Below are 26,106 nucleotides of genomic sequence, written 5' to 3'. Positions count from 1 at the left end.
TCGCCACGGATCACGGCTGTCCATCGAATGACCGCTTCCCGAGGTGCGAAATGTCCGATATCGCAGAGATGTTGGCACGCGCTGCGACACGACCGTTGTTGATACGCAAACCATGCGAGCTGTCGGCCCCGTGCGATAGTGCGATCCGGTGCAGCGTCGCGCGCGAGCTGTCGTCCCACGGGCGGAGAAGCCACCTGACCCGGACCGCAGCGATGCTTGTCTAGCCCGGGCTTTGCCCCGCAGTCGCAGGGAGCATACGTCGCCGTTGTAGACCTTCAGGATCTACTCGGGCTCATCCCCGCAGGCACGGGGGAGCACGCGAAAGCCGAAGACTCCCAGTTCCCGCACAAGGGCTCATCCCCGCAGGCGCGGGGAGCACGACTTGTCGTCGGGCTTGGGCACCTTGCGGCAGGGCTCATCCCCGCGTGCGCGGGGAGCACTGCAGCAGGCCCACGGCCTCATTGCCGCCGGAGGGCTCATCCCCGCGTGCGCGGGGAGCACGCCACCAGCCCCCACGCCCGCCTCGCCGACCTGGGCTCATCCCCGCGTGCGCGGGGAGCACACGCCGCCGCCATTGCCGGGCGAGCGATCCCGGGGCTCATCCCCCGCGTGCGCGGGGAGCACGTCGGGGTCCGGGATCCCGAAGCCAAGGCCCTGGGCTCATCCCCGCGTGCGCGGGGAGCACGTGAGCTTGCCGTTGAGCGAGACCAGCCAGCCGGGTTCATCCCCGCGTGCGCGGGGAGCACTCCAGCGCGCCGGGCCGGTGCCGCAGCGCCGCGGGCTCATCCCCGCGTGCGCGGGGAGCACGACAAGGACTCGTTCCTCGAGACCCACCAGGAGGGCTCATCCCCGCGTGCGCGGGGAGCACACCGTCGGCACCGCCGTGCAGGCGCAGGAGATGGGCTCATCCCCGCCTGCGCGGGGAGCACGACCCGTTCGCCGCGGGCTCGTGGGGTGGGCTGGGCTCATCCCCGCGTGCGCGGGGAGCACCCGATCCAGGTACCGACCGAGGGGGACACGGCGGGCTCATCCCCGCGTGCGCGGGGAGCACGTCAGGTACTTGATCGCGCGGCCGGCGGCCCGGGGCTCATCCCCGCGTGCGCGGGGAGCACCCGGTGACCAGGTGCGCCACCAAGGCAGCCGGGGGCTCATCCCCGCGTGCGCGGGGAGCACGAGCTGGTCGAGATCGATGGGCTGGTGGACAAGGGCTCATCCCCGCGTGCGCGGGGAGCACGTCGAGCCGGACGACCGGGTGGACCTGGATGAGGGCTCATCCCCGCGCGCGCGGGGAGCACCGGATGTGCGCCAGCGACCGGCGCTCGCTGGCGGGCTCATCCCCGCGTGCGCGGGGAGCACGAAGGTCGGGCATGGCGGGCGGGCCTCTCGGGGGGCTCATCCCCGCGTGCGCGGGGAGCACAAAGCGGCGGCCAGCGGCTCGGGCATCCCGAGGGGCTCATCCCCGCGTGCGCGGGGAGCACCACCACGCTCTGCGCTGGTGGTACCCCGAGCGGGGCTCATCCCCGCGTGCGCGGGGAGCACGTCCTCTTTGGGGTCGGGCTCGGAAAGAGCGAGGGCTCATCCCCGCGTGCGCGGGGAGCACCCGCTCGTGCCGCGCTGGCGGAGGCCGACACGGGGCTCATCCCCGCGTGCGCGGGGAGCACATCACCACGCCGTCGCTGCCGTTGCTCTCGACGGGCTCATCCCCGCGTGCGCGGGGAGCACTAGGTGTCCAGGCTGGTGGCGAATCCGGCCGAGGGCTCATCCCCGCGTGCGCGGGGAGCACTCGTTGGCCGCCTCGATGCCGATCGTGCGACCGGGCTCATCCCCGCGTGCGCGGGGAGCACAACCTGGAGCTCGACGTCGTCGACAAGGAACGGGGCTCATCCCCGCGTGCGCGGGGAGCACGGCACGGGCATCTTCGCGGATGGCAGCAAGGGGGGCTCATCCCCGCGTGCGCGGGGAGCACCCACCGCCGACCACGCCACCGCCGCCGGATGGGGGCTCATCCCCGCGTGCGCGGGGAGCACTTCGACCTCGGCGGGGCCGTGCACACCCTCGTGGGCTCATCCCCGCGTGCGCGGGGAGCACAAGATGGGCTCCGCGGCCGAGGCAATCGGAGGGGGCTCATCCCCGCGTGCGCGGGGAGCACAGAGGGGGAAGTGTTCTACGGCGTAGAGCAGAGGGCTCATCCCCGCGTGCGCGGGGAGCACACTTCCTGACCTGCGGCGCAACGTCGGGTAACAGAGTTACCCATTCACTTTCGATCCGCCCCTCCTTTCAATCGGACATCTGACCGACTGCGACACTTTCCCCTACCCGCCACCCACACCCGGCATGGGCGGGTGGACTCTACGCCCAGTCCACCGATACTGCGTCCACGCCAGAATAGATCGCGCGCCCGAACCTTAGCCGGACTAAACGCACCAGTGGGCACAGGCACTAAGAGCACGACACCGCCCGCGCCACTAGGCAGTCAGTTGAAGTGTGCTCCTTGTTCCGGCACAATCCCCAACCGCCACGCGAGACCACGCAGGTTCCGCCCGCCCGCATCACGCCGAGCCGTCCGCAATTGGTCGGCCACAGCTTCGCGAACGAAAAAATCACCACGAACCTGCAGCTGCGCAATAGATTCCGCCTTCAGTAGCATGTCCAACCCTCGACTACGATAAGGCGGCTCTGCCAGCAGCACGCGTGCCGCTTCCGAGTAAAAGTTGGCGCGCCGCGACGCCGACGGGATCGAGTCGACAGGGATGCCGCCCGTGCGCTCGACCGCCGCGACGCCGTCACCGAGTTCGATCCCGATCGAGGCCCGCCAAATGTGCACGTTGGTGCGTCCGAACCACAGCCGCCCGAAACCGCCCACGTCTCGTTCCATCCGCTGAGCCACGGCTTCCGCTTCGGCGAGATGAGTCTCGGCCGTCGACCGATCGTCTTGGACGGCCGCCGCCAAGGCTGCCGAGAGATTGAGCATCCCGTACGCCTGCACCACCTCATCGTCATCGAGGTGTGGGGCGATCCGATCAGCTGTAGCCACACATCGTTCGTATTGCCGGCTTCGCGACATGGACCCGGAGATCGACCCGCGCAGCCAGACCGTGAACCCGATCCACGCGGGGGACTCCAGTTCTTCGGCGCACGACTGCGCAGCCTTCACCATCATGATCGGCAATCCGCGCACGCCGAAGCGTTTCGTGGTCGCGGCGAGGATGTAATAGCAGCGAATGAGGCCGGCCAGCACTTCGGCACGTAGGTCTGGGCGGCGGACGTAGGCGGCATGGAGTTCGACGAGCAGCCCCGGAGCCAGTGTGCACACCGCCGGATAGTCGGTGTCTTCCCGTAAGCGTTCTGCCACAGAAAGATCCGCGTCGATGACGGGCCACTCCCGCACCGAGCCGCCAGGGTCATCGCCGAGTTTGCACCGCTCGAGGGCACTTTCGATGTCGAGCAGGCCCGCGTAGGCGTCAGCGGACTGACCGGCACCGTGCTCCCACGGTTGGCCGCTGAATTCGGAGGGCGCGACCCGCAGCGCTTGCGCCAACGCTTCGAGGGTGCGGCGCTTGGAGAGGGCCTGCTCTCCGCGCTCGACGCGGCCGAGGTAACCGTAGGAGATGCCAGCCAGCCCAGCTGCGGTTTCGAGGCTGAGACCCCGCCACAACCGGATCTCCCGGATTCGGCGGCCGATTTCGTTCGGTGGCAGGTCGGACATCGGGCCGTCTCCTCCGCGCTCGGGCAACCCATGCACCGCCGAGGGTACGCCGGACGGCTCGGGCATGAGCCCTGCCCTTTCGGGACAGGAGCGGTGTTACGCAGGTCATAGCGTCGAATCCGGCCCTGCCGCCCGCGTTGGCTTCCGAATCGATCAGCCACGCGACCTGATCGCAGACCGCGGTGGTAGGTGCCTCCAAATCTGGACGCGACCGCAGGGGGACGCACAAATGGGGTTCGAAGACTGGTTTGCACAGCGCCGTAGGGATGTCGGTCCCTCCTCTGCCGAGATCATCGGCCGGGTGGAGGCCGAGCGACAGGACGCGCTACACGCCGTTCCAGAGCAGCCTTTCACCGTCGAACAGGCGCATCGCGAGATGCGGCGACACCGAGCGTGCCGCGCTGCGGACTGCCCGCGCAAGAAGGCCGCGCAGGACGTGCTGGTTCGCGCCAAGCGCATGGTTCCCGCAGACCGGGAGGCGATTGGCACTGCGCAGACGCCCGATCGCGGTCTTCGGCGAGTGCGCGCAGCCGCGGCAGGGAAGCATTCATGAGCGAGCAGAGCGATGTCGCCCCGGCGCGGTACCGCGGTCTGGTCGACGGGATTCGCACCTACCGGTGTGACGAGCTGCCGCCGGACTTGCAGCGCTGGGACGCTTCGAGCGTACTCACCCGGCATGCGGGTCACGATCCGGCTCGATGTCTGCCTTATGCGGCCGCGCTCGCCCGCCTGTCCACGCCGCTGTCATGACCGCGTCGCGCCCCGGACTCCCGCACTGGCGGGAGCTCACCACCGCCTTCCGGGTTCCCGTTCGCGACGACGTCACACTGTTGCTGAAGTGCGCTCGAGCGCTTGCTGAGATGCATCGCGTCCGCGCGCGCTATCCCGGCCACTATCAGCTGCGCGACAACAGTCGCCGCGTGCTGCGGGACCAGATCGCGGAATGGATTGTCGGCCATGCCGGAGTAGGTGCCGTGGAGGCAGCGACTTGCGCACTCGTCATCGATGACATGGCCGCTGCGCACGTCATCGCCGAGCGGCTGTTGTGTGCCGAACCGCCGGCCAGTTCCGGGCCATTGCACGCCGCCTGGTTCGATGTCGGCCGATTGGCGACGCAGTGGTCCGACCTGGTGGCCGAGGTGATCGACGGACAACCCCCGCTCTCGCGGCGATGAGCGGGGTCGCCAGTACGCGAGGTGTAGACCACGAGGTTCAGCGGACGGGGACTCGTCCCCGTATGCGCGGGGAGCACGTCAACTGTGCCGTGGTGCTCAAGTGTCAGCTGGCTCATCCCCGCGTGCGCGGGGAGCACAACTGCCGACACTCGGCTATTGGACCCCGATCGGGCTCATCCCCGCGTGCGCAGGGAGCACGTCACCGGCGCCCCGCAGCGCGGCGACCTCGTGGGCTCATCCTCGCGTGCGCGGGGAGCACAGGCCCGCGCCGAGCGCGACCAACTGCCCGGCGGGCTCATCCCCGCGTGCGCGGGGAGCACGGAGCAGTACACCGTCGCCGCGCTGGCGCACCGGGCTCATCCCCGCGTGCGCGGGGAGCACCGGATTGGAATTCTGCGATCCGCTTGCGCTGCGGGCTCATCCCCGCGTGCGCGGGGAGCACATATCCCTGCTCGGCACCAGTTTCCGCTGAACGGGCTCATCCCCGCGCACGCGGGAAGCACAACACCGCGCTCCGCATTGACCGAAGCCAGACTACAGACTAGCCTCGCACCGATCACACATACGTTCGAACCATCGGATCGGCGGCCGCTGTCCCCGGGCCCCGGCCCGGGAAGGCTCGCGATGCGCGACGACAGCTCGACCGGCCGTGCCGAGATCGACGCCCTGGCCCACCAGGTGGCGACGGCGCGGGGAAAACTGCCTCTGCAGCACGACAATGCCCTGCTCGATGTGCTCTCCGACAGCGAAGTCGCGGCTGAGCGAGAGCTCGCAGAGTGGATTCGGGCTCAGCGGCGAGGGCAGCGGCGGCGGGCCGTGCAGGACGAGCTCGATGCCGAGAAGCGGGATCGGCGGGCGGATGCGGCGTTGCGGCGGACCGAGGAGTCCGATGCGCGCTGGCATCGCAAGGCCTTGGCCGCGCGGCGGCGGGTGGCTTCGCAGGACGCGCGAATCGCGCAGTTGTACCAGCGGGCGGAGTGGTCGTCGCGGGCGCTCATCGCGGTCGTTGTGCTCGGCATGGTGTGGGCCGGGGTCAACGTGCAGCGCAACTTGGTACCCAGCGGAAATATGGCCGACCCGCTGTATTGGCTTTCGTACGGCATCGAGGCGATGATCTCGATTCCGATCATCATCATCATGATCACGGCGACCACCGCTGCCCGCTGGGGGCGGGAGCTGCCCCGCGGGCGGGTGATTCTGGTGGAACTCGCACTGCTCGGGACCACCATCGGGCTCAATGCGGGGCCGCACCTGGCCGCCGGTGAACTCGGCCGGGCGGCGGAGTTCGCAATTGCCCCGATCATGGTCGGCGTCGTGATCTGGCTGCACTCCTGGGTCGCCGCCCGATACGCGCAGCTCATCGACGATGCCTCGGTCGACCTGCCCATCGATTCCATGGTCGAGGCACCCGCTGCCCGCACCCATGCCTTCGCCGAGCGGTATCCGGCTCCGCAGAGCGAGGTGGATCTCGCCGAGCTGGTTGCTCGGGCGCATGCCGAGTTCGAGCAGGCGAGGATCGAGCCTGCTCGTCCCGAGAGCGATTCCGTTGCCCCGGCTCCGGATCGGGCCGTTGCCCAGTCCGCAGCCGCACCGAGCGAGGCAGTTGCCGGCTCCCCCGCTGCTCCGGCCGCGCAGAAGATCGCGGCCCCCGGGCGGGCCGAGGCCCACAATACCGCGGTTACTGCGGAAACCGGCGCCGTCGTCGTATCACACCCTGTTGTCCAGCCCGCCGTTCCGCAGGTGGACGCCGACGACGCGCTGATCGTGGCCTCGAAGACTGCCGAGCCCGAAGAAGCGCAACCGCAGAGTTCCATCGCCGAGGCCGACCAGCCGACTCCGCAACCCGCACCAGCGGCGCCGAAGGAGCACACTCCACCGCAGCCGTCCGCCTCACCGGACAACGGCCCCACGCACCCGGCTGCCACCGACGCACAGCGCGGCCTGCCCCGCAACGATGCCAAGCTCCCCGCAGCCCACGACGAGAAGCCCGCCTACTCCCGCCCGCCCGAGCCCGCACCGGTCGTTGCCGAAGCAGAACCGCCACCCTCTCACGAGGAGATCGAGCCCGCCGCCGCGGAACAGCCGGAGCCTCCCCGGGAGCGGCCGAGCGCTACCCCCGCCGCCCAAACCGACCCCGACCAGCTCCCACCGGCGACCCCCCGCATCCACCTCCGCGCCGTCACCGCTCCCGAGCCGCCGCAGCAGGAACCCCTGCCTTTCACCGAAGCGGAACCCGAAGCCAAAGCCCCGGCCCAGCCCGAACTGAAGGAACTGACCTCCGCCCTCACCCCGAGCGAGCCGGAACCCGCCCTCCCCGACCACGACCCCGTCATGGAATCCGACGAGGCAGGCGCCTGGGCCGCCGCGAAGACGATCGTCGCCCGCGGCTGGTCGAAGGTCCCCGTCGAACAGCTCGCCGAAATCCTGGAGATGGCCGACCGCTCCCGCAGCGCCGCCAGCATCGGCGCCGAAATGGGCCTCCCCCGCTCGGTCGTCGACCAGGCCATGCAGGCGGCCCACAAACTCAGCCGCACCTACGCAATGACCAGCTAGAACGAAAACAAAAGGGCCGCTTCCCGGAGGAAGCGGCCCTTTCTCTGACCGTGCGAAAGCAGGACCTACTTGGCCCGCTCCAGCACCTCGACCAGACGCCAGCGCTTGGTGGCGGACAGCGGACGGGTCTCCATCAGCTGCACGCGGTCGCCGACGTTCGCGGACTCGGTCTCGTCATGCGCCTTCACCTTGGAGGTGGTGCGAATGATCTTGCCGTACAGCTTGTGCCGGTGCCGGTCTTCCAGCTCGACGACGATCGTCTTGTTCATCTTGTCCGAGACGACGTAGCCGGTCCGGATCTTGCGCGAGTTGCGCTCTTCGGTGGTCACTTCTTCGCTCATGCCGCATCTCCCTTGCCAGCGGGTCCGGTGGCCAGACCGAGCTCGCGCTCACGCATGACCGTGTAGATGCGCGCGATCTCGTGACGGACGACGCGCAGGCGACGGTTGTTATCGAGCTGACCCGTCGCCATCTGGAAACGCAGGTTGAACAGCTCTTCCTTCGACTCACGCAGGCGGGCGACGAGCTCGTCCTCGGTGAGCTCGCGGAGCTCTGCGGCCGGTGTTCCGGTAGCCATCAGAACTGCTCCTCCCTGGTCACGATCCTGCACTTCATGGGGAGCTTGTGCATCGCGCGGCGCAGGGCCTCGCGAGCGATCTCCTCGTTGGGGAAACTCATCTCGAACATCACGCGGCCGGGCTTGATGTTCGCGATCCACCACTCGGGCGAACCCTTGCCGGAACCCATGCGGGTCTCGGCGGGCTTCTTGGTGAGCGGGCGATCCGGGTAGATGTTGATCCAGATCTTGCCGCCACGCTTGATGTGGCGGGTCATCGCGATACGCGCCGACTCGATCTGCCGGTTGGTGACGTAGGCCGGCTCGAGTGCCTGGATGCCGAAGTCACCGAAGGTGACGGCGGTGCCGCCCTTCGCCATTCCGCTGCGGCCCGGGTGGTGCTGCTTGCGGAATTTGACCTTGCGAGGCATCAGCATGCGTCAGCCCTCCTGAGTTTCCGCCGGAGCGTCGGCGACCGCCGTAGCGGTCGCGGCACGTCCGGCCTCGGTGCTGGTCGCGGTGGTACCGGCGGACCCGGACCGGCGCGGGCGGCTGGGCCGCTCACGACGCGGACGCTCCGGCGCGGCAGCGGCGGCGGACAGCTCGCGCTTGCCACCGACGATGTCGCCCTTGTAGATCCAGACCTTCACACCGATGCGACCGAAGGTGGTCTTGGCCTCGTAGAGGCCGTAATCGATGTCGGCACGCAGCGTGTGCAGCGGCACCCGCCCCTCGCGGTAGAACTCCGAGCGCGACATCTCGGCGCCACCGAGGCGGCCCGAGCACTGCACGCGGATGCCCTTGACGTTCGGCGAACGCATGGCCGACTGGATGGCCTTGCGCATCGCGCGCCGGAACGCCACGCGGTTGGAGAGCTGCTCGGCCACGCCCTGGGCGACGAGCTGGGCATCCGATTCGGGGTTCTTGACCTCGAGGATGTTCAGCTGCACCTGCTTCTTGGTGAGCTTCTCCAGCGCGGCACGGATGCGGTCGGCTTCGGCGCCGCGGCGGCCGATCACGATGCCCGGACGCGCGGTGTGGATATCCACCCGGACGCGATCACGGGTGCGCTCGATCTCGACCTTCGAGATGCCGGCACGCTCCATGCCGGTCGCCAGCAACTTGCGGATCGCGACGTCTTCCTTGACGTAATCCGCGTACTGCTTGTCGGCGTACCAGCGGGACTTCCAGTCGGTAGTGATACCGAGACGGAAGCCGTGGGGGTTGATTTTCTGTCCCATTTACTTCGCCCCTCCCTTCCGGCGGCTACGAGGGGCGGAAGCAAGGCTCTGCACGCTCTCGACCTCGATGGTGATGTGGCTCGTGCGCTTGCGGATCCGGAACGCGCGGCCCTGGGCCCGCGGCTGGAAACGCTTCAGCGTGGCTCCCTCGTCGACGTAGGCCGTGGAGATGACCAGCGTCGCGGGGTTGAGGCCGAGGTTGTTCTCGGCGTTCGCCGCGGCACTCGCCACGACCTTGGCCACCGGCTCGCTCGCGGCCTGCGGCGCGAACTTCAGGATCGCCAGTGCGTCCTCGACCCGCTTGCCGCGGACCAGGTCCACGACGCGGCGCGCCTTCATCGGGGTGACCCGCACGAACTTCGCGGTCGCCCGAGCGGTCGTCGGGGTCTGCGTCTCAGTGCTCATCGCCGCTTGCTCTTCCGGTCGTCCTTGACGTGGCTCCTGAACGTCCTGGTCGGCGCGAACTCACCCAGCTTGTGCCCGACCATGTTCTCGGACACGAACACCGGCACATGCTTGCGGCCGTCGTGGACGGCGAAGGTGTGGCCGATGAAATCGGGGGTGATGGTGGAGCGACGCGACCAGGTCTTGATGACCTGCTTCGTGCCCTTGTCGTTCTGCACGTCCACCTTGTTCTGGAGGTGGTCGTCGACGAACGGGCCCTTTTTGAGGCTGCGTGGCATTTCTTACCTCCTCCTTAGCGCTTCTTGCCGGTGCGGCGGCGGCGGACGATGAGCTTGTCGCTCGGGCGGTTCGGCTTGCGGGTGCGGCCTTCCGGCTGACCCCACGGCGAGACCGGGTGGCGGCCACCGGAGGTCTTGCCCTCACCACCGCCGTGCGGGTGGTCGACCGGGTTCATGACGACACCACGCACCGTGGGCCTGCGGCCCTTCCAGCGCATGCGGCCTGCCTTGCCCCAGTTGATGTTCGACTGCTCGGCGTTGCCGACCTCGCCGATGGTGGCGCGGCAGCGCACGTCGACGCGGCGAATCTCGCCGGAGGGCATACGCAGGACGGCGTAGGCGCCTTCCTTACCGAGCAGCTGGATGCTCATGCCGGCCGCGCGGGCCAGCTTGGCGCCGCCGCCCGGGCGGAGCTCGACCGCGTGGATCGTGGTACCGGTCGGGATGCTGCGCAGCGGCAGGTTGTTACCCGGCTTGATGTCGGCGGTCGGGCCGGACTCGATCGGGCTGCCCTGCGCGATGCCCTTGGGGGCGATGATGTAGCGCTTCTCGCCGTCCAGGAAGTGCAGGAGGGCGATGTTGGCGGTCCGGTTCGGGTCGTACTCGATGTGCGCGACCTTGGCCGGGATGCCGTCCTTGTCGAGGCGACGGAAATCGATCACGCGGTAGGCGCGCTTGTGGCCGCCGCCGCGGTGCCGGGTGGTGATCCGGCCGTGCGCGTTGCGGCCACCGCTCTTGGACAGCGGGCGCAGCAGCGACTTCTCCGGGGTCGAGCGGGTGATCTCGGCGAAATCCGAGACCGAGGAGCCGCGGCGACCCGGGGTGGTCGGCTTGTATTTGCGAATAGCCATGAGTTCTTCTCTACTTTCTGGATTCCCGCCCGCTTACGCGACCGGGCCTCCGAAGATCTCGATGGGCTTGCTGTCGGCCGAGAGGGTCACGAGCGCGCGCTTGGTGTTCTTGCGCTTGCCGTAACCGAAGCGAGTCCGCTTGCGCTTGCCCTGACGGTTGGCGGTGTTGACGCTGGTCACCGTGACGCCGAAGACCTTCTCGACAGCGATCTTGATCTGCGTCTTGTTGGAGTCCGGGTGCACGATGAAGGTGTAGGTGCCCTCTTCGATCAGACCGTAGGACTTCTCCGAGATGACCGGCGCCAGCAAAATGTCGCGGGGGTCGGCGATGGTGGTCACTTGCTCTCCTCCTGGGCCGACTCGGCCGGACCGTGCACGAAGGCGTTCAGTGCCTCGACCGAGAACACCACTTCGTCGCTGTTCAGCACGTCGTAGGTGTTCAGCTGGTCCGGCGCGATCGGCAGCACGTGCTGCAGGTTCGCCACGCTCTTCCACGCGGCGACGTCCTCGCGACCGACGACGACCAGGAACTTCTTCCGCTCCGAGAGCTCGGCGAGGAAGGTCTTCGCGGCCTTGGTGGACGGGGCCTGCCCGGCCACCAGTTCGGTGATCACGTGGATGCGCTCGTTGCGCGCCCGATCGGAGAGGGCGCTGCGCAGGGCGGCGGCCTTCATCTTCTTCGGGGTGCGCTGGCTGTAGTCGCGCGGCTGCGGGCCGTGCACGACGCCACCGCCGGCGAACTGCGGCGCACGGGTCGAGCCCTGACGGGCGCGGCCGGTGCCCTTCTGCCGGTACGGCTTCTTGCCACCGCCGCGGACGTCGCCGCGGGTCTTGGTGGCGTGCGTGCCCTGGCGGGCCGCCGCGAGCTGGGCGTTCACCACCTGGTGCATCAGCGCGATGTTGGCGGGGACGTCGAAGATCTCGGCGGGGAGATCGACGGTCCCATTGGTCTTGCCACCGAGCTCCTTCACGTCCAGCGTCAAGGAAACGGACTTCTTTGCTGTGTCGACTTTTCCAGTGTCCACGCTCATGCGTGCGCACCACCCTTCACGGCACTCTTGACGATCACGACGCTGCCCTTGCGCCCCGGGATCGCGCCCTTGATCAGCAGCAGGCCGTTCTCCGCGTCCACCTTGTGCACCGAGAGGTTCTGGGTGGTCACGCGGTCGTTGCCCATCCGGCCCGACATCCGCATGCCCTTGAAGACGCGGCCCGGGGTGGCGCAGCCACCGATCGAGCCGGGGCGCCGGTGCACCGCCTGGGCGCCGTGCGAGGCGCCCTGGCCGCTGAAGCCGTGCCGCTTCATGGTGCCCGCGAAGCCCTTGCCCTTGCTGGTGCCGGTGACGTCGACGTAGCTGCCCTCGCCGAACGCCTCGGCGCTGATCTCCTGGCCCACCTCGAAGGTGGAGGCATCGGCGACGCGGATCTCGGCGACGTGGCGGCGCGGGGTCACGCCCGCCTTCGCGAACTGGCCGGAGGTCGGCTTGTTCACCTTCCGCGGGTCGATGGCGCCGAAGGCGACCTGGACGGCGCTGTAGCCGTCGCGCTCGACCGTGCGGATCTGGGTCACGACGTTCGGGCCTGCCTTGACGACGGTCACCGGGACGACGCGGTTCTTCTCGTCGAAAACCTGCGTCATGCCGAGCTTGGTGCCCAGGATGCCTGCGGCAGGCCGATTCTTGTTGTCAGTCATGTCTGCGGTCCCCGTCACTGGATATTGACGTCGACGCTGGCCGGCAGATCGATGCGCATGAGCGCGTCGACCGTCTTCGGCGTCGGGTCGAGGATGTCGATCAGACGCTTGTGCGTACGCATCTCGAAGTGCTCGCGCGAGTCCTTGTACTTGTGCGGCGAACGAATGACGCAGTACACGTTCTTCTCGGTCGGCAACGGCACCGGGCCGACCACGCGGGCCCCGGTGCGGGTCACCGTCTCGACGATCTTGCGCGCGGACGCGTCGATCGCCTCGTGGTCATAGGCCTTCAGCCTGATGCGGATCTTTTGTCCCGCCACGCTAAGTGTCCTTTTCTCCGCTTTCCTTCGTGGTTACGGAAGCCGGGCTTCCGCACCACCTCGATTTGCACAGCCCGAACACACGAAAGACGCCTCAGAGTGAGACCACGACCGGAGACGTTCCCGGTCACTCGCCGCTGTTCATCTGTCATGGTTCTCCGGTCCACGCGGTCGGGCGTGTCGCCATTCCGCTCATTCTTCGGCCCCGGATCGAAAACTCATCACGGCCTCGGAACGACGTCCCGGACGCACCCACACCGGTCTCCCGATGAGATGCACGAGGTTCTGCTCGCCTCACCCGGGGCGCCACGAGGGCACGAGCCGGTGCAAGGCAACCCGAACAGTATGCACGAGGGACGGGAGCGACTTCAAATCGCCCCTGATCCGCATTCGGCACGACAGAACTTACTAGCAAGTAAGATACTGCGCATGACCAACCTGACCACCACCTACCGCGGGTGGAAGAAGCTCCCGGACAACCGGGTCGGGCACGCGCTGTTCTCGCTGGGGATGGTGGCGCGGGTGCCGTACTTCGGCACCGTGCTGCCCACGGTGGTGCGGCTGGAGCCGGGGGTGTGCGAGGTGACCTCGCCCAAGTGGTTCGGGATCAGGAACCACATCGGCACCTTCCACGCCATCGCGGCCTGCAACCTCGCCGAGGTGGCGATGGGGATGCTGAGCGAGGCGACGGTGCCGACCACGCACCGCTGGATCCCCAAGAAGATGACGGTCGAGTACCTGGCCAAGGCGGAGACCGGGCTGCGCGCCGTCGCCGAGCTGACCTCGATGCCTGACTTCGCGGCGATCACCGAGGGGGCCGAGGTCGTGGTGCCGGTCTCGATCTACGACGCGAACGGGGTCGAGGTGGTGCACGCCGACATCACCACCTGGGTGACGCCGCGCTGAGCCCCGCCGCAGGGTGCGCTCCCCGGGTCGGAACGCCGCTGTTCGGACACCATGACCGAGCCCATATTGTCCGTGCCGCCGGGCGCCGGTTGAATGCCAGGTATGAGCAGCGAGGTCGACATCTGCGTGGTCGGGCTCGGGCCGACCGGTCGGGCGCTCGCGCACCGCGCGGTCGCGGCGGGGTTCCGGGTGACGGCGATCGACCCGCGGCCGGAGCGGCTGTGGCCGCCCACCTTCTCCTGCTGGGTCGATGAGCTGCCGGAGTGGCTGCCGCGGAGCGTGATCGCGCAGCGGATCGAGGCGCCGACGGTGTGGGCCGCCGCCGAGCACCGGATCGAGCGGCCGTACTGCGTGCTCTCCAAACCGGGGTTGCGGGACGCGCTGCCGCTGGACGGGGCGACGGTGCTGGCGGACCGGGCTACCTCCGTGTCCGCGCACGAGGTGACGCTGGGCGACGGCACGGTGGTGCGGGCGGGCACGGTCTTCGACAGCCGCGGACTGCCCGCGCTCGGGCAGCGGCGGGCAGCAAGCGCGCACGGGATCTTCGTCGACGCCGAGACCGCGGCACCCATGGTCGCCGACGGCGAGGGGCTGCTGCTGGACTGGCGGCCGGAGAACGGGGCCGGGCCGGACGAGCCGCCGTCCTTCCTCTACGCCGTCCCGCTCGGCGACGGCACGGTGATCTTCGAGGAGACCAGCCTCGGGCTGCGCGGCGGGATGCCGCAGCGCGAGCTGCGCCGCCGCACGCTGAATCGCCTTGCCGCGCACGGGATCCGGCTCACCGGGGACGAGCCGAGCGAGGCCGCGCACTATCCGCTCGACCAGCCGCCGCCGAAGCGCGGTGCGGCGCAGGCGGTTCCGTTCGGGTCGCGGGGCGGGATGATGCACCCGTGCACCGGGTACAGCGTGGCCGATTCGCTCGCGCTCGTCGACACCGCGGTCGAGGCGGTGCGGCGCGGGGCCGACCCGATCGCCGCGCTCTGGCCCTGGCGGGCCCGGCTCGTCTACTGGATGCGCGAGCGCGGGCTGTGGGGGCTCGGGCGGTTGACCACCGACCAGTCGATCGCCATGTTCGAGTCGTTCTTCACCCAGGACGAGCGCGGACAGCGGGCCCTGCTCTCCGCCCACGACGACTACACCGCCCTCGGCGCCGTCCTCTTCGACACCGTCGCGCACACCTGGCCCTTCCGCTGGCGCTACGACCTGGTCGGCTGGACCAACCGGAATCGCTGGCTCGACCACGATTTCAGCCCTTCCGATCGAGTCCGGGAGGGCTGAGCACTACGTCGGAGCAGGCTGAAAGCCCGTCGCCCCGATCGCGATCGACGTCGACGCCTCCGCCTTCCCCGCCTGGTAGACGGCCTCTTCGAGGTGGGTCGACATCAGCATCAACCAGCTCAGCCAGGGAGTACGCGAGCCACCCGGCTTACCCGCGTAACCCGCCAAGCGGACGTGATAGTCGAGCAGTTCCTGATCCGTCATGCTGAAGATCAGCGGCGGTTCGACACGCATCGCACCGTCCGCCGTGATCACCAACCGCCCGGCTTCGCCTCTCTCGATCCGGAGGCCCAGCTCCGCTCCCGCGCGGATGACGGAATCGACCAGGTCTTCGACGCTCGGGAGTTCAGGCTTTCCCACGGCATCCTCCTCCCGGGAAGGCGGTAATGATTTCATTCCTGTTGTTCACGATCACGGTCGGCTGGGCCGTCTTGACGATCGCCCCCGTGGCGTGATTGACCAGGTAGATCTGACCTGTAACGTGCGAACCCTGCCAATCGGGGGCGTCATGGGCCTTGGCCATGGCCATGTCAGCGATGTCCCGCCAGTTGCGGTTCTCGATCGCTGCGAGGCTCTCCCATTCCCCCAAGTGCCTGGCCTGGATGTGCCGGAAACCGAAATCACCAGTGCCACAGAGCAATTTCCAGTTGCCGAAGGTCGTCACGACCTTGTCGGCGGGCGAACTCGCCCCGCACGCTCCCCACGGGAACGAGGCGTTGGCGGGCGGAGCGGTAACCGTCCCGGCGAACGATGCCGCTATCGCCGCGATGACCACGGCGAAAATTCGTACCTTCATGTCTTCCCCCCACGATGTCCCACGGCGAGTGGGACAGATTCGACGCGTCCGGTGCCGTCGAGGTTCCCTCGTGGACGGAGCAGAAGCCGATCAATCCGCGGGGGTGACGTCGACGCCGAAGTACCTCTCGGAGATGGTTCGGAGGGTGCCGTCGGCGCGGAGTTCGGCGAGTGCGCGGCGGACCTCGGGAGCGAGGGGATCGTGTTTGCGGGTGACGAAGGTGTAGCCGGGGGTGTAGTCCGGGTAGGGGGTGGCGATCAGGGTGTTGTCGCGGGTGCGGGTGCGGTAGTCGGCGACGGCCAGGCTGTCGGCGGGGACGACGTCGGCGCCGCCCTCCCGGAGCAGCCGGACGGCGTCGTCGAGGGTGCGGGCCTCGACGACGGTCGCGCCGAGATCTTCCGGGTGCAGCCCGGGCCAGTCGCTCGGGTTCCAGCGCACCGCGGTGCGGCCGCGCAGCCGCGCCGGGTCGGCGACCGGCTCGGCGCCGGGCAGGGTGAGGAACACCCGGCCCCCGGTGGCGTAGACCCCCGCCGTGCCCAGCTGCTCGTCGATCCCCAGCGTGAGCTCGATGTGGCTCGCCAGCAGGTCGAAGACGCCGCTCGCCAACCCGTCGACGAGCCCGTGCCGCAGCCACGCCTGGGTGAATTCGACGCGCTTGCCCAGCCGGGCACCGACCGCATCGGCCACCTCGATGTCGTAGCCGGTGAACGCGCCGCCGGGGCCGCGGACGGAGAACGGCGGGTAGGTGCCCTCGGTCCCGACCCGCAGTACGGACGGGTCGGGATCGTCGTGACACCCGGTGAGCCCGGCGGACAGCGCCGTGCCGAGGACGGCGAGCGCGGTCCGCCTGCGCACCGCGTCAGCGGCCGGTTTCGGCGGCCCGCTGGTACCCGCGGACCGCCGGGTAGGCGAAGACCGCGATCAGGGCGACGGTCCAGAGGACCGTCTTGAGCAGCGGCTCGGCTACCGGGCCACCGTAGGAGAGGCCGCGCATGGCTTCGATGGCGCAGCTCATGGGCTGGTTCTCGACCGTGCTCTGCAGCCAGGTGGGGTAGGCGAAGACCGGGACGAAGCCGGAGTTGAAGAACATCAGCAGCGTGTTCACGATGCCGATGATGTTCACCAGCATGACGCCCTCGGAGATGGTGGCCAGCGCGGTCACCAGCACCGCGAAGCCCATGCCGAAGAGCACCGGGATGCCGATCAGCCCGAGCGCGGCGAGCGGGCCCTGCTCGAAGCGGAAGCCGAGGGTGAGCCCGACCAGGATGACGAAGAGCGTAGTCACCAGGACGCGCAGCGCCTCGGCGAGGAGCCTGCCGGTGAGGCCGGCGGCGCGGTGCACCGGCATGGTCCAGAAGCGGCCGAGCAGCCCGGTCGCCTTCTCCGCCTTGAAGCCGAGCGCGCTCACGACCGAGCCGGTCATGGCCGCGATCAGGGTGAGCATGGCGACCTGGCCGTAGATGCTCGGCATGCCGGTGGCGCGGGTGATCGAGTCACCGAGCACCACCTTGAACATGAGCAGGGTGAGCGCGGGATAGACCAGGGTCTGGATGGTGGTGCCGGGGTCGCGGGCCCAGACCAGCAGCAGCCGCTTGCACTGCAGCAGGCTGTGCGCGGCCCAGCTGCGCATCGAACTCTCCGCGGCGGGGCTGGTCTCCGGCAGCGGGCTGCCGTGCCAGCTGATCTCCCGCTCGACCGTATCGACCGTACTCATGACCGCCTCACACTCGCCCAGATCGCCAGCGGGATGAACACCAGGAAACCGCCGATCAGCCAGAGCAGCGGCACCCAGAGGACGTGCCAGGTCACGCCGTCCGCCGCCATGTCGCGCAACGCGAAGGAGAACTGCGAGATCGGCTGGTTGCGCACGAAGGGCCGGATCCACGCCGGGAAGCTCGCCTCGGGCACGAAGCCGCAGGAGAGCATGCCGAAGATGATGGTGGGCAGGGTGAGCGCCTGGCTCAGCGACTCCGGGCTCTTGGTCACGCTGCCGAGCGCGTCCGCGCCGATGGCGAGCATGGTGCCGACCCCGAGCGAGAAGACGCAGAACAGCACCGCCTGCCCCCAGCCCGCGCTGAACCGGAACCCGATCAGGTGCCCGAAGACCAGCGCCGCCGCCAGCGAGCAGCTGGAGCGCACGATGCCCGCGCAGATCCGCGAGGTGAGCGGGACCAGCGCGCCGATCGGCATGCTCTGCAGCCTGGTACTCAGCCCGGTGAGCGCCTCGAAGGCGGCCAGCTGGGCATTGGACATCATGGTGAAGGCCATGGTCTGCAGCACGATGATCGGCATCACGAACTGCGCGTAGTCGATGCCCTGGAACTTCATCACGTAGCGCAGCGGCAGGTAGAAGCCGAGCGTGAAGACGAGCGGGGTGAGCATGGCGACGATCAGCTCGCCCTTGGTCGCCATCACCCAGATCACCCGGCCGGTGAGCGCGCGCCACTGCGCGAACGAGTTCGGCTTGGCCTCTGGCAGCCCCGCGAAGAGTTCGGCGGTGGCCGTCACTGCTGCCCGCCGGAGTGGCCGGTGATGCTCAGGAAGACGTCGTCCAGCGAGGGGCGGCGCAGCGCGATGTCGGCCAGCTGGATCCCGGCGGCGTCCAGCCTGCGGACCGCCTCGGCGAGCGTGCTGGCACCGCCGGGGGCCGGGATGGAGAGCCGGTCGTGGCCGGGCAGGTCGGCGCGGACCGCCTCCGGGACCAGGTCGCCGAGCGCGGCGACGGCGAAGTCGATGCGCTTGGGGTCGAGCGGGACGATCTCGCACCAGCTGCCGCCGGTGCGCTCCTTGAGCTGGTCGGCGGTGCCCTCGGCGATCACGGTGCCGTGGTCGATCACGATGATGTTGTCGCTGAGGACGTCGGCCTCCTCCAGGTACTGCGTGGTCAGCAGCACGGTGATGCCCTGCTCCTTGAGCGCGGTGACCAGCTCCCAGACGCCCTGGCGGCTGCGCGGGTCGAGGCCGGTGGTCGGCTCGTCCAGGAACACCACCTCGGGGCGAACGACGAGGCCGCAGGCGATGTCGACCCGCCTGCGCATGCCGCCGGAGTAGTGCCGCACCGCGCGGCGCCCCGCGGCCACCAGGTCGAACTCCTCGAGCAGGCTGTCCGCGCGCTTGCGGGCGGCGGATTTGGTCAGCCCCATGAGCCTGCCGAAGAGCTCCAGGTTCTCCCGGCCGGAGAGGTTCTCGTCCAGCGCGGCGTACTGGCCGGTCATCATGATCGAGCGGCGCACGCCCGCCGGGTCGCGCAGCACGTCGTGCCCGGCGACGATCGCGGTGCCGGAGTCCGGGCGCAGCAGGGTGGCCAGGATCTTGACGGTCGTGGTCTTGCCCGCGCCGTTCGGGCCGAGAATGCCGAGCACCTTGCCGCGCTCGGCCTGGAAGCCGATGCCCTGGAGGGCGTGGACATCGCCGAAGGACTTCCGGACATCGGTCACCGAGACCGCGGCCTCCCGGACCTCCCTGGAAGTCGTTTCGCGCACGGGCGCCTCCACTACATTCGGACTCGGCATCAACTCTCCACTATCGGCGGGTGCGCGGGGTGGCGCCGGCACGTACGAGAACGTCCCGGGCTGATGATCCTCCGCGTCGGGCGCGATGTTACCGGCCGCATTTCCGGATGGCGCGCAGTCGTCCGGTACCCAATCGTGCACGATTCAAGTGTGGTATTCATCACAGGGGAGAACTGCGACGCCGGTCACGTCGGCGCCGCTGCCCGTTCTCGACCGGACGTCCTTGTCCGCCACCGCATCACCCGCATACCCTGCTGTTCGGGGGCCGGAATCGCCGGGGAAGCAGGGTGGGCACACCGATCTCGAAAGGGTGACCATGGTTGAGTCCGCGCAGCCGACAGTGGCGGCGCTCCCGGGAGGACCGGACCGACCGAACACCGTGACCATCCGCGATCCGCGCACCGACGAGACCGTCGGTGCCTACGCGATCATGGGCGCACGGGATGTCGAACACGCGGTGCGCGCCGCGAAACGCGCCGAGAAATGGTGGGCGGGAATGACTTTCGCCGCCCGAAAACGGATACTACTGGCCTGGAAGCGGCTGATCGCGCGGCGCGCGGGCGAGCTCGTCGAGCTGCTCAGCGCCGAGACCGGCAAACCGGAGGCCGATGCCGCCATCGAGGTCATGCTCGCGGTGCAGAACCTGGACTGGGCGGCGCGCAACGCCGCGCGGGCGCTCGGCCGCCGGAACCTGCGCTCCACCTGGCTGAGCCGCAACCAGCACGCCTCGGTCGGCTACCTGCCGCTCGGCGTGGTCGGGGTGCTCGGGGCCTGGAACAACCCGGTCTTCACCCCGATGGGGTCGATCGCCTACGCGATGGCGGCGGGCAACGCCGTGGTGTTCAAGCCGCACGAGCTGACCACCGGCGTCGGCGTCTGGCTGGCGCGCAGCTGGGCCGAGATCGAGCCGGACCAGCCGGTGCTGCAGGCGGTCACCGGCGACGACCGCACCGGCATCGCGCTCTGCCGCGCCGCGGTGGACAAGATCGCCTACGCCGGCTCCGAGCAGGGCGCCCGCGCGGTGGTCGCGGAGTGCTCCCGCTCGCGCACCCCGGTGGTGGTGGAGCGCAGCGGCAAGGGCTCGATGGTGGTGCACGTGGACGCCAGGCTGCGGGACGCGGCGCAGGCGGCGGTCTTCGGCGCCATGTCGAACGCCGGGCAGAACGTCACCGGGATCCAGCGCGCCTACGTGCCCGCCTCGATCTACGAGCCGTTCCTCGACCTGGTGGCCGAGCAGGCCGCCGCGCTGCGGCCCGGCGCCGACCGGCACGCCTCGTACGGCCCGATGATCCTGGAGCCGCAGATCGAGGTGGTGCGCAGGCAGGTGCGGGACGCGCTGGCCCGCGGCGGCCGCGCGGTGGTCGGCGGGCTGGACTCGATCCGGGAGCCGTACATCGAGCCGATCGTGCTCACCGAGGTGCCGGAGGACAGCATCGCGGTCACCGGCGAGGGCATCGGCCCGGTGCTCATCGTGAACCGGGTGGCCGATATCGACGAGGCGGCGGAGCGGATCAACGCCGCGAGCAACGGCATCGCGGTCTCGGTCTTCACCAGGGACGTCGCCGAGGTGGCCGCGTTCGCGGAGAAGCTGCGGGTCGGGGTGGTGACGATCAACTCGTCCTCGGCCTACGCCGGGATCCCGGCGCTGCCGTTCGGCGGGCTCGGCGAGTACGGGCAGGGGCACAGCCACGGCGTGCAGGGGCTGCAGGAGTTCAGCCGGACGCTCGCCATCGCGCGCAAGCGCTACCGGGCGCAGGTGAACCTCTCGACCTTCCACCGGCACCGGCGGCACCTGCGCGCGGCCAAGGTCATGTTCGGGCTGCGGCACGGCCGCGTCGGCTGAGGTTCACGGCTCGGCGGGCGGCTCCGGCTGCTCGCCGAGCAGCACCGCGAGCATGAGCGCGTGCACCCGGGCCAGCTGCTCGGGGCGGCTGTCGAAGCGGATCAGCCTGCCGACGTCGATCACCTGGCCGAGCGCGGTGTGCACCCGGAACCTGGCCTCGATCGGGTCGCCGTCGAGCAGGTTCGCCCACTCCAGCACGTTCTGCCGCTGGATGGCGCGCAGCTTGTGCTGCTCGGCCTGCGGCAGGTTGCTGAACTCGGCGTAGTAGACCGGCATGATCTCCGGCATGGTGAAGGTGAGCCTGGCGTAGCGCCCGGCGATCCGGCGCACCGCGTCCGGGCGGTCGGTGGCCTCGGCCAGCGCCTCGGTGAGCGCGATGGCGACCCGGTCGCCGGTGCGGTAGAAGGCGGCGGCGAGCAGGTCGGCCTTGCTGCTGAAGTAGCGGTAGACGCTGGAGGCGTTGATCCCGACCGCGGCGCCGATCTCCTCGATGCTGGCCTCGTGGTAGCCCTGCCTGCCGAAGATCCGGATCGCCTCGGTGAGCAGTTGTTCGCGTTTCGAGGTGACCGGGAGGCCGCGCACGGACGGCCCCGGATCGGGCTCCCCCGGCGCCGGCGGCAGCTCCGCGCGCAGCACCGCCCAGCACATGCCGGTGAGCAGCGGAAGCAGCCTGGTCCCCGAGAGCGCGGTGCGGTGCGCCGAGATGCTGGCGACCACGCTGAGCACCGAGGCGGCCAGCATGGCGACGTCGGCCTCGGTCGCCGCCGGGCGCAGCGCGCCGATCGGCTCGGCGAGGGTGGCGTTCAGGTCGTCGTAGACGCGCCGGATCCGCACCCGGTCCTCGCGCTCCAGGTAGCGCCGCTCCCAGCGGTACAGCCCGGCCTCGCGGCGGATCTCGATGGTGTGCTCGGCGATGCCGCGGATCAGCTTGTCCAGCCGTTCCCGCGGGTCGGCGGCGGGATCGTCGGCGGCGCGGGCCACCTCGAGGAGGGCGCGCGCGCCCTCCTCGGCGGCCGCGACCAGCAGCGCGTACTTGTTCGTGAAGTGCCGGTACAGCGCGGGGCCGGAGATGCCGACCTCGGCCGCGATCTCGTCGACGCCGACCGGGTAGTAGCCGCGCTCGCTGAAGGCGCGGGCGGCGGCGCGGATGATCTGGACCTTGCGGTCCTTCGGGCGGCGGCGCACCGGCTGGCCGGAATCGGGCCGCGCGGTGGCGAGACCGGCCTCGCTGCGATCCGCGACCATACACCTCTCCGTTCCCTCCGGCGCGCCGTCTGTTGACAGCGCCGGACCAGTCAACCTAAGTTAACCACAATTCGCAAAGTTAACCATCATTCATCGCACGGCGCCCGCTGAACTTCCTACCAGGAGACCGACATGAGCAACCCCGATTCCGTCGAGACGGCGGCTCCGGCCGGATTCTCGGCCGTGCGCGACGGCAAGATCCTGCGCGTCACCATCACGAAACCCAAGCGCAAGAACGCGATCGACTTCGACACCATGGTCGCGCTCGGGGACATTTTCGTCGCCGCCGCCGACGACCGCTCGGTGCGCGCGATCGTGCTGACCGGCGAGGGGAGCGACTTCTGCACCGGGGCCGATCTGTCGGCCTCCGGCGCCGAGACGCAGCGCGGGATCACCCCGGACCAGGTGATGGATACCGCGAACCGGCTGGTGCGGGCGATCGTCGCGGTGCCGGTGCCGGTGATCGTGCGGATCAGGGGCGCGGCGGCCGGGGTCGGGGTGGGGATCGCGCTCGCCGCGGATCTGGTCTACGCGAGTGAGGATTCCTACCTGCTGCTGGCGTTCATCAATATCGGGCTGATGCCGGACGGCGGCGCGGCGGCGCTCGTCGCGGCCGCCGCGGGGCGTCCGTTCGCCGCGAAGCTGGCGCTGCTCGGCGAGCGGCTGCCCGCCCGCGAGGCGCACGCGGCGGGACTCTTCACCGAGGTGCTCGATGATGCCTCGCTCGACGCGGCGGTGGAGGCCGCGGCGGCGAAGGTCGCCGCCGGGCCGCGGCGGGCGCTGGAGCTCACCAAGCAGGCGCTGAACGCCGCCACCCTGACCGCGCTGGAGGCCACGCTCGCCGCGGAGAAGTCCGGGCAGATCGAGCTGCTGCAGTCGGCGGACTTCGTCGAGGGGGCGACGGCCATGCTGACCAAGCGGAAGCCGGTCTTCGCGGACTGACGCCAGGCGTCTCGCGGGCGCGCGTCATTGACCTGTCGGCCAGTGGAATTCGGGGTCGCGGGCGTAGTCGGCGCGGCGCTGGTCGAGTGCCGCGGTGACCATCTGGTGAGCGCCGGGGCCGATGATCCGGCGCAGCGGCGGGTTCGGCTCGGCGACGAGGTCGAGCAGGGCGCGGGCGGCGAGTTCCGGTGCGGCGTCGGCATATTCGACCGGTTCGGGTGCGGTGTGGGCGTGCTCGGCGGAGTCCGAGGTAGCGGCGGGTTCGGCCGAGTCCGGGGTGGTGGCGGGTTCGGGGATGGCGGAGGCGGGTTCGGCCGGGTAGTCCGTACTGCCGAAAATCTGTTCGCGCCAGTTGTCGTAGGCGGGGATTCGGGTGCCGAAGCGCATGCTGGAGCCCGCCCAGTCGGTGGCGAAACCGCCGAGCTGGGCCAGCGTGACGTGGACGCCGAACGGGCGCAGCTCGTCGGCGAGCGCGGCACTGAACCCCTCCAGCGCCCACTTGCCCGCGTTGTACGCGCCGAAAAGCGGCAGGCTGCCCGCCGCGCCGACGGTGGAGATCTGCACGATGTGCCCGCTGCCCCGCGCCCGCAGGTGCGGCGCGAACGCCTGGGAGACCCAGAGCGCGCCGAAGAAGTTGACCTCCAGCTGATCCCGCAGCTGCTCCTCCGACAGCTCCTCCACCGCGCCGACCAGGCCGTACCCGGCGTTGTTGACGACGATGTCGACGTGGCCCGCCCGCTCGACGGCGGTATCGGCCGCGCTCAGCACCGCCGCCCGGTCCCTGACGTCGAGCGGAAGGACGATCAGCCGCTCGTGCTCGATCGGCATGCGGCGCGGATCCCGCGCGGTGGCGACGACGCGATCCCCCGCGCCGAGCGCCGCCTCGGTGAAGGCGCGGCCGAGGCCGCGGTTGGCACCGGTGATGAACCAGGTTCGCGTCATGGAGTTCCTCTCCTAACCGAGACGCAACGTCTCGTCTTGTACGAGGATGACACTCCGCAGCTCGCCGGTCAAGACGATACGTCTCGTCTCGTAGTAAGCTGGCGCGGTGAACGAATCCCGGCGTAGCGAGCGCGCCCGCACCGCGATCCTCACCGCGACCGGCGAACTCATCGCCGAGCTGCCCTACCCGCGGCTGACCATCGAGGCCATCGCCGCGCGCGCGGGCGTCGGCAAGCAGACGATCTACCGGTGGTGGCCGTCCAAGGGCGCGGTGGTGCTGGACGCGCTGCTGGAGCGGGACGCGGCCGCGGCGCTGCCCGACACCGGCGATCTCCGCGCCGACCTGCGGCCGCTGCTGCGCGGCGCGGTCGGCGCGCTCACCGACCCGGTGCACGACGGATTCCTGCGCGCCATGTACGTGGAGATCCAGCAGGACGCCGGGCTGGCGCGCGAGTACCGGGAGCGGCTGCTGCACCCCCAGCGCGCCGCCGTCGCCGCCAGGCTGGCCGGCGCGCTGCCCGCCGATGCGGATGTCGAGCTGGCGGTGGACCTGCTGCTCGGGCCGATCCAGATGCGCTGGTCGCTCGGGCTCGGCGGGCTCACCGAGGAGTACGCCGACGCCGTGCTCGCGGCGGCGCTGACCGCCCTGCTGCCGACATAGCGAACGCCCCGGCCGCCACTGCGGCCGGGGCGCTCACCGGGTGCTGCTACAGCCCGAGGCCGCGGGCCAGGGTCGGCCAGGAGGCGGGCAGCTCATCGCGCCAGTAACCCCAGGAGTGGGTGCCGTCCGGGCGGAAGTTGACCGTGGCCGGGATGTCCAGATCCTTCAGCTTGGTCGCCAGGTTGTGCGTGCAGTAGTTGGTGCCCGCCTCGATGACGCCGCCGACGACGAGCTGGTTGGCCAGCCCCGACGAGCCGGGGAGCGCGTAGGGGCCGTCCAGGGTGTCGTGCCTGCCGGGCAGGCCGCTGCCGGTGGAGAGGTAGAGCTCGGTGCCGCGCAGCCGCTCGGCGTTCACGTACGGGTCGTTGGCGGCCCACTCGGGGCTGCCCTCCGGGCCCCACATGTTCAGGGTGTCGCCGCCGCCCCAGACCTCGACGGTGAGCCGGACGAACTCCGAGCCGACCGGGTCACTGGTCATGGCGCAGCCGCTGTAGGCGGCCGCCGCCTTGTACAGCCCCGGCTTGGCGATCGGCAGCGCGAGCACCGTGGTGCCCGAGGTGGAGAGCCCGGCGATGGCGTTCGTGCCGTTGGTGCCGAGCGCGCCGTCGACCAGCGGGGGCAGCTCCTCGGTGAAGAAGGTCTTCCACTTGTTGCGGCCAAGGACCGGGTCGTCGGCGATCCAGTCGGTGTAGTAGCTCCACTTGCCGCCGATGGGCTGGATGACGTTCACGTTCTTGTCCGAGAGGAACTGCAGCGCGTCGGTCTTGGCCTGCCAGGAGGCGTCGTCCTCGCCGCCGCCCGCGCCGTTGAGCAGGTAGAGCGTCGGGCGCGGCTCGGAGGTGTCGGCGGGCCGCTGCACATCGATCAGGATGTTCTCGTCCATGGCGGCGGAGTACACGTGCAGCCGCAGGTTGCGGTCATCCTTGTACTCGGCCTTGACGATCTTCGAGCCGTCCGGCGCGACCGGGTTACCGAGCAGGGCCTTCTGATCCATGATCGGGTCGGCCGTCGCCGTCGATGCGCCGAGACCGGACAGCAGGCCGCCGAGCACCGCCGTCGTCGCGATCATCACTGCCGCGCGGGTACCGCGGCGCCGGCTGGGACGACGTATCAATTTCACACCTTCGCTTCGTCTCGGGTTTGTCGACTGGCACGTCCTGACGCGGACACGCGCCCCGAACCCTACGGTCTGTGTAGTCGCCG

The 26,106-nt window shown here is 69.8% G+C and carries 30 protein-coding genes and 1 CRISPR repeat array; of the genes, 9 read left to right on the top strand and 21 right to left on the bottom strand.

Annotated features, from left to right (window positions below; translation table 11 throughout):
* Nucleotides 1-655 precede the first annotated feature (655 nt).
* A CRISPR array of direct repeats spans nt 656-2,210; the repeat unit is 29 nt; unit sequence GGGCTCATCCCCGCGTGCGCGGGGAGCAC.
* 263 nt (nt 2,211-2,473) lie between these two features.
* Nucleotides 2,474-3,706, bottom strand: a complete 1,233-nt coding sequence (locus tag LTT61_RS22305; RefSeq protein WP_233016008.1) for a helix-turn-helix domain-containing protein — start codon at nt 3,704-3,706, stop codon at nt 2,474-2,476.
* 229 nt (nt 3,707-3,935) lie between these two features.
* On the opposite strand from LTT61_RS22305, the gene LTT61_RS22300 reads away from it, so the two are divergent.
* From LTT61_RS22300 to LTT61_RS22285, 4 genes are all read left to right on the top strand, one after another.
* Nucleotides 3,936-4,259 carry a hypothetical protein gene (locus LTT61_RS22300; RefSeq protein ID WP_233016007.1) on the top strand — a complete coding sequence of 108 codons (324 nt, stop codon included), beginning with the start codon at nt 3,936-3,938 and terminating at the stop codon, nt 4,257-4,259.
* Nucleotides 4,256-4,456, top strand: coding sequence for a hypothetical protein (locus tag LTT61_RS22295; protein ID WP_233016006.1), 201 nt, complete (start codon nt 4,256-4,258; stop codon nt 4,454-4,456). The genes LTT61_RS22300 and LTT61_RS22295 overlap by 4 nt, the downstream gene beginning before the upstream one ends.
* Nucleotides 4,453-4,881 carry a hypothetical protein gene (locus LTT61_RS22290; protein ID WP_233016005.1) on the top strand — a complete coding sequence of 143 codons (429 nt, stop codon included), beginning with the start codon at nt 4,453-4,455 and terminating at the stop codon, nt 4,879-4,881. Before LTT61_RS22295 ends, LTT61_RS22290 begins: the two co-directional genes overlap by 4 nt.
* Before the next feature lie 624 nt (nt 4,882-5,505).
* Nucleotides 5,506-7,434: a hypothetical protein gene (locus LTT61_RS22285; RefSeq protein WP_233016004.1), complete on the top strand. Its 1,929-nt coding sequence runs from the start codon at nt 5,506-5,508 to the stop codon at nt 7,432-7,434.
* Between the two features lie 65 nt (nt 7,435-7,499).
* Here the strand turns inward: LTT61_RS22285 and rpsQ are convergent, their stop codons facing one another.
* From rpsQ to rpsJ, 11 genes are read right to left on the bottom strand one after another with little or no spacing between them, the layout of a single operon-like run.
* Complete coding sequence (gene rpsQ / locus LTT61_RS22280) at nt 7,500-7,775, bottom strand: 30S ribosomal protein S17 (protein WP_233016003.1); 276 nt, start codon at nt 7,773-7,775, stop codon at nt 7,500-7,502.
* Nucleotides 7,772-8,011, bottom strand: coding sequence for a 50S ribosomal protein L29 (gene rpmC / locus LTT61_RS22275; RefSeq protein ID WP_014349060.1), 240 nt, complete (start codon nt 8,009-8,011; stop codon nt 7,772-7,774). The genes rpsQ and rpmC overlap by 4 nt, the downstream gene beginning before the upstream one ends.
* Complete coding sequence (gene rplP / locus LTT61_RS22270; protein ID WP_233016002.1) at nt 8,011-8,427, bottom strand: 50S ribosomal protein L16; 417 nt, start codon at nt 8,425-8,427, stop codon at nt 8,011-8,013. The genes rpmC and rplP overlap by 1 nt, the downstream gene beginning before the upstream one ends.
* A gap of 3 nt (nt 8,428-8,430) precedes the next feature.
* On the bottom strand, nt 8,431-9,231 hold the full coding sequence (gene rpsC / locus LTT61_RS22265; RefSeq protein ID WP_233016001.1) for a 30S ribosomal protein S3: 801 nt from the start codon (nt 9,229-9,231) through the stop codon (nt 8,431-8,433).
* Nucleotides 9,232-9,636, bottom strand: coding sequence for a 50S ribosomal protein L22 (rplV, locus tag LTT61_RS22260; RefSeq protein ID WP_233016000.1), 405 nt, complete (start codon nt 9,634-9,636; stop codon nt 9,232-9,234). It lies immediately after the preceding gene.
* Nucleotides 9,633-9,914 carry a 30S ribosomal protein S19 gene (rpsS, locus tag LTT61_RS22255; RefSeq protein WP_067646950.1) on the bottom strand — a complete coding sequence of 94 codons (282 nt, stop codon included), beginning with the start codon at nt 9,912-9,914 and terminating at the stop codon, nt 9,633-9,635. Before rpsS ends, rplV begins: the two co-directional genes overlap by 4 nt.
* Nucleotides 9,915-9,928: 14 nt before the next feature.
* Nucleotides 9,929-10,765 (bottom strand): 50S ribosomal protein L2, encoded by an 837-nt coding sequence (rplB, locus tag LTT61_RS22250; RefSeq protein WP_233015999.1) that lies wholly within the window; start codon nt 10,763-10,765, stop codon nt 9,929-9,931.
* A 33-nt stretch (nt 10,766-10,798) separates the two neighbouring features.
* On the bottom strand, nt 10,799-11,104 hold the full coding sequence (gene rplW, locus LTT61_RS22245) for a 50S ribosomal protein L23 (protein ID WP_233015998.1): 306 nt from the start codon (nt 11,102-11,104) through the stop codon (nt 10,799-10,801).
* Nucleotides 11,101-11,796, bottom strand: a complete 696-nt coding sequence (gene rplD / locus LTT61_RS22240) for a 50S ribosomal protein L4 (protein ID WP_233015997.1) — start codon at nt 11,794-11,796, stop codon at nt 11,101-11,103. The genes rplW and rplD overlap by 4 nt, the downstream gene beginning before the upstream one ends.
* Entirely contained in the window at nt 11,793-12,458 is a 666-nt protein-coding gene (gene rplC, locus LTT61_RS22235; RefSeq protein WP_233015996.1) for a 50S ribosomal protein L3, read from the bottom strand. Before rplC ends, rplD begins: the two co-directional genes overlap by 4 nt.
* A 14-nt stretch (nt 12,459-12,472) precedes the next feature.
* Entirely contained in the window at nt 12,473-12,778 is a 306-nt protein-coding gene (gene rpsJ / locus LTT61_RS22230; RefSeq protein ID WP_003938093.1) for a 30S ribosomal protein S10, read from the bottom strand.
* Nucleotides 12,779-13,207: 429 nt separating this feature from the next.
* Between rpsJ and LTT61_RS22225 the strand changes: the two genes are divergently transcribed.
* The gene (locus LTT61_RS22225) at nt 13,208-13,684 is read left to right on the top strand and encodes a hotdog fold domain-containing protein (RefSeq protein WP_233015995.1); all 477 of its coding nucleotides are present in this window, start codon (nt 13,208-13,210) and stop codon (nt 13,682-13,684) included.
* Nucleotides 13,685-13,786: 102 nt separating this feature from the next.
* Nucleotides 13,787-14,962: a lycopene cyclase family protein gene (locus LTT61_RS22220; protein ID WP_420094681.1), complete on the top strand. Its 1,176-nt coding sequence runs from the start codon at nt 13,787-13,789 to the stop codon at nt 14,960-14,962.
* A gap of 3 nt (nt 14,963-14,965) precedes the next feature.
* On the opposite strand, the gene LTT61_RS22215 is transcribed toward LTT61_RS22220, so the two are convergent.
* The 6 genes from LTT61_RS22215 to LTT61_RS22190 all read right to left on the bottom strand — a co-directional run bounded on the left by LTT61_RS22215 (nt 14,966) and on the right by LTT61_RS22190 (nt 19,270).
* The gene (locus tag LTT61_RS22215; protein WP_233015993.1) at nt 14,966-15,322 is read right to left on the bottom strand and encodes a hypothetical protein; all 357 of its coding nucleotides are present in this window, start codon (nt 15,320-15,322) and stop codon (nt 14,966-14,968) included.
* A complete protein-coding gene (locus LTT61_RS22210; RefSeq protein ID WP_233015992.1) occupies nt 15,309-15,758 on the bottom strand; it encodes a hypothetical protein in 450 nt (149 codons plus the stop codon). Before LTT61_RS22210 ends, LTT61_RS22215 begins: the two co-directional genes overlap by 14 nt.
* Nucleotides 15,759-15,848: 90 nt before the next feature.
* A complete protein-coding gene (locus tag LTT61_RS22205; RefSeq protein ID WP_233015991.1) occupies nt 15,849-16,613 on the bottom strand; it encodes a substrate-binding periplasmic protein in 765 nt (254 codons plus the stop codon).
* A gap of 4 nt (nt 16,614-16,617) precedes the next feature.
* Nucleotides 16,618-17,472 carry an ABC transporter permease gene (locus LTT61_RS22200; protein ID WP_233015990.1) on the bottom strand — a complete coding sequence of 285 codons (855 nt, stop codon included), beginning with the start codon at nt 17,470-17,472 and terminating at the stop codon, nt 16,618-16,620.
* Complete coding sequence (locus LTT61_RS22195; RefSeq protein ID WP_233015989.1) at nt 17,469-18,266, bottom strand: ABC transporter permease; 798 nt, start codon at nt 18,264-18,266, stop codon at nt 17,469-17,471. The genes LTT61_RS22200 and LTT61_RS22195 overlap by 4 nt, the downstream gene beginning before the upstream one ends.
* Nucleotides 18,263-19,270 carry an ATP-binding cassette domain-containing protein gene (locus LTT61_RS22190; protein WP_420094680.1) on the bottom strand — a complete coding sequence of 336 codons (1,008 nt, stop codon included), beginning with the start codon at nt 19,268-19,270 and terminating at the stop codon, nt 18,263-18,265. Before LTT61_RS22190 ends, LTT61_RS22195 begins: the two co-directional genes overlap by 4 nt.
* Before the next feature lie 316 nt (nt 19,271-19,586).
* Here LTT61_RS22190 and LTT61_RS22185 point away from each other — a divergent pair, with 316 nt between their 5' ends.
* On the top strand, nt 19,587-21,113 hold the full coding sequence (locus LTT61_RS22185; protein ID WP_233015987.1) for an aldehyde dehydrogenase family protein: 1,527 nt from the start codon (nt 19,587-19,589) through the stop codon (nt 21,111-21,113).
* A 3-nt stretch (nt 21,114-21,116) separates the two neighbouring features.
* Here the strand turns inward: LTT61_RS22185 and LTT61_RS22180 are convergent, their stop codons facing one another.
* Nucleotides 21,117-22,358 (bottom strand): TetR/AcrR family transcriptional regulator, encoded by a 1,242-nt coding sequence (locus tag LTT61_RS22180; protein ID WP_233015986.1) that lies wholly within the window; start codon nt 22,356-22,358, stop codon nt 21,117-21,119.
* Nucleotides 22,359-22,490: 132 nt separating this feature from the next.
* On the opposite strand from LTT61_RS22180, the gene LTT61_RS22175 reads away from it, so the two are divergent.
* Entirely contained in the window at nt 22,491-23,300 is an 810-nt protein-coding gene (locus LTT61_RS22175) for an enoyl-CoA hydratase-related protein (RefSeq protein WP_233015985.1), read from the top strand.
* Between the two features lie 24 nt (nt 23,301-23,324).
* Here LTT61_RS22175 and LTT61_RS22170 read toward each other — a convergent pair whose 3' ends face one another.
* Nucleotides 23,325-24,242 carry an SDR family NAD(P)-dependent oxidoreductase gene (locus LTT61_RS22170; RefSeq protein WP_233015984.1) on the bottom strand — a complete coding sequence of 306 codons (918 nt, stop codon included), beginning with the start codon at nt 24,240-24,242 and terminating at the stop codon, nt 23,325-23,327.
* 106 nt (nt 24,243-24,348) lie between these two features.
* On the opposite strand from LTT61_RS22170, the gene LTT61_RS22165 reads away from it, so the two are divergent.
* Nucleotides 24,349-24,903 (top strand): TetR/AcrR family transcriptional regulator, encoded by a 555-nt coding sequence (locus LTT61_RS22165; RefSeq protein WP_233015983.1) that lies wholly within the window; start codon nt 24,349-24,351, stop codon nt 24,901-24,903.
* A 46-nt stretch (nt 24,904-24,949) separates the two neighbouring features.
* On the opposite strand, the gene LTT61_RS22160 is transcribed toward LTT61_RS22165, so the two are convergent.
* Entirely contained in the window at nt 24,950-25,972 is a 1,023-nt protein-coding gene (locus LTT61_RS22160; RefSeq protein ID WP_233015982.1) for an alpha/beta hydrolase, read from the bottom strand.
* Between the last annotated feature and the right edge of the window lie 134 nt (nt 25,973-26,106).

This window comes from Nocardia asteroides, assembly GCF_021183625.1.
Classification (GTDB): domain Bacteria; phylum Actinomycetota; class Actinomycetes; order Mycobacteriales; family Mycobacteriaceae; genus Nocardia; species Nocardia asteroides_A.
This window is presented reverse-complemented; position numbering and strand designations above follow the sequence as displayed.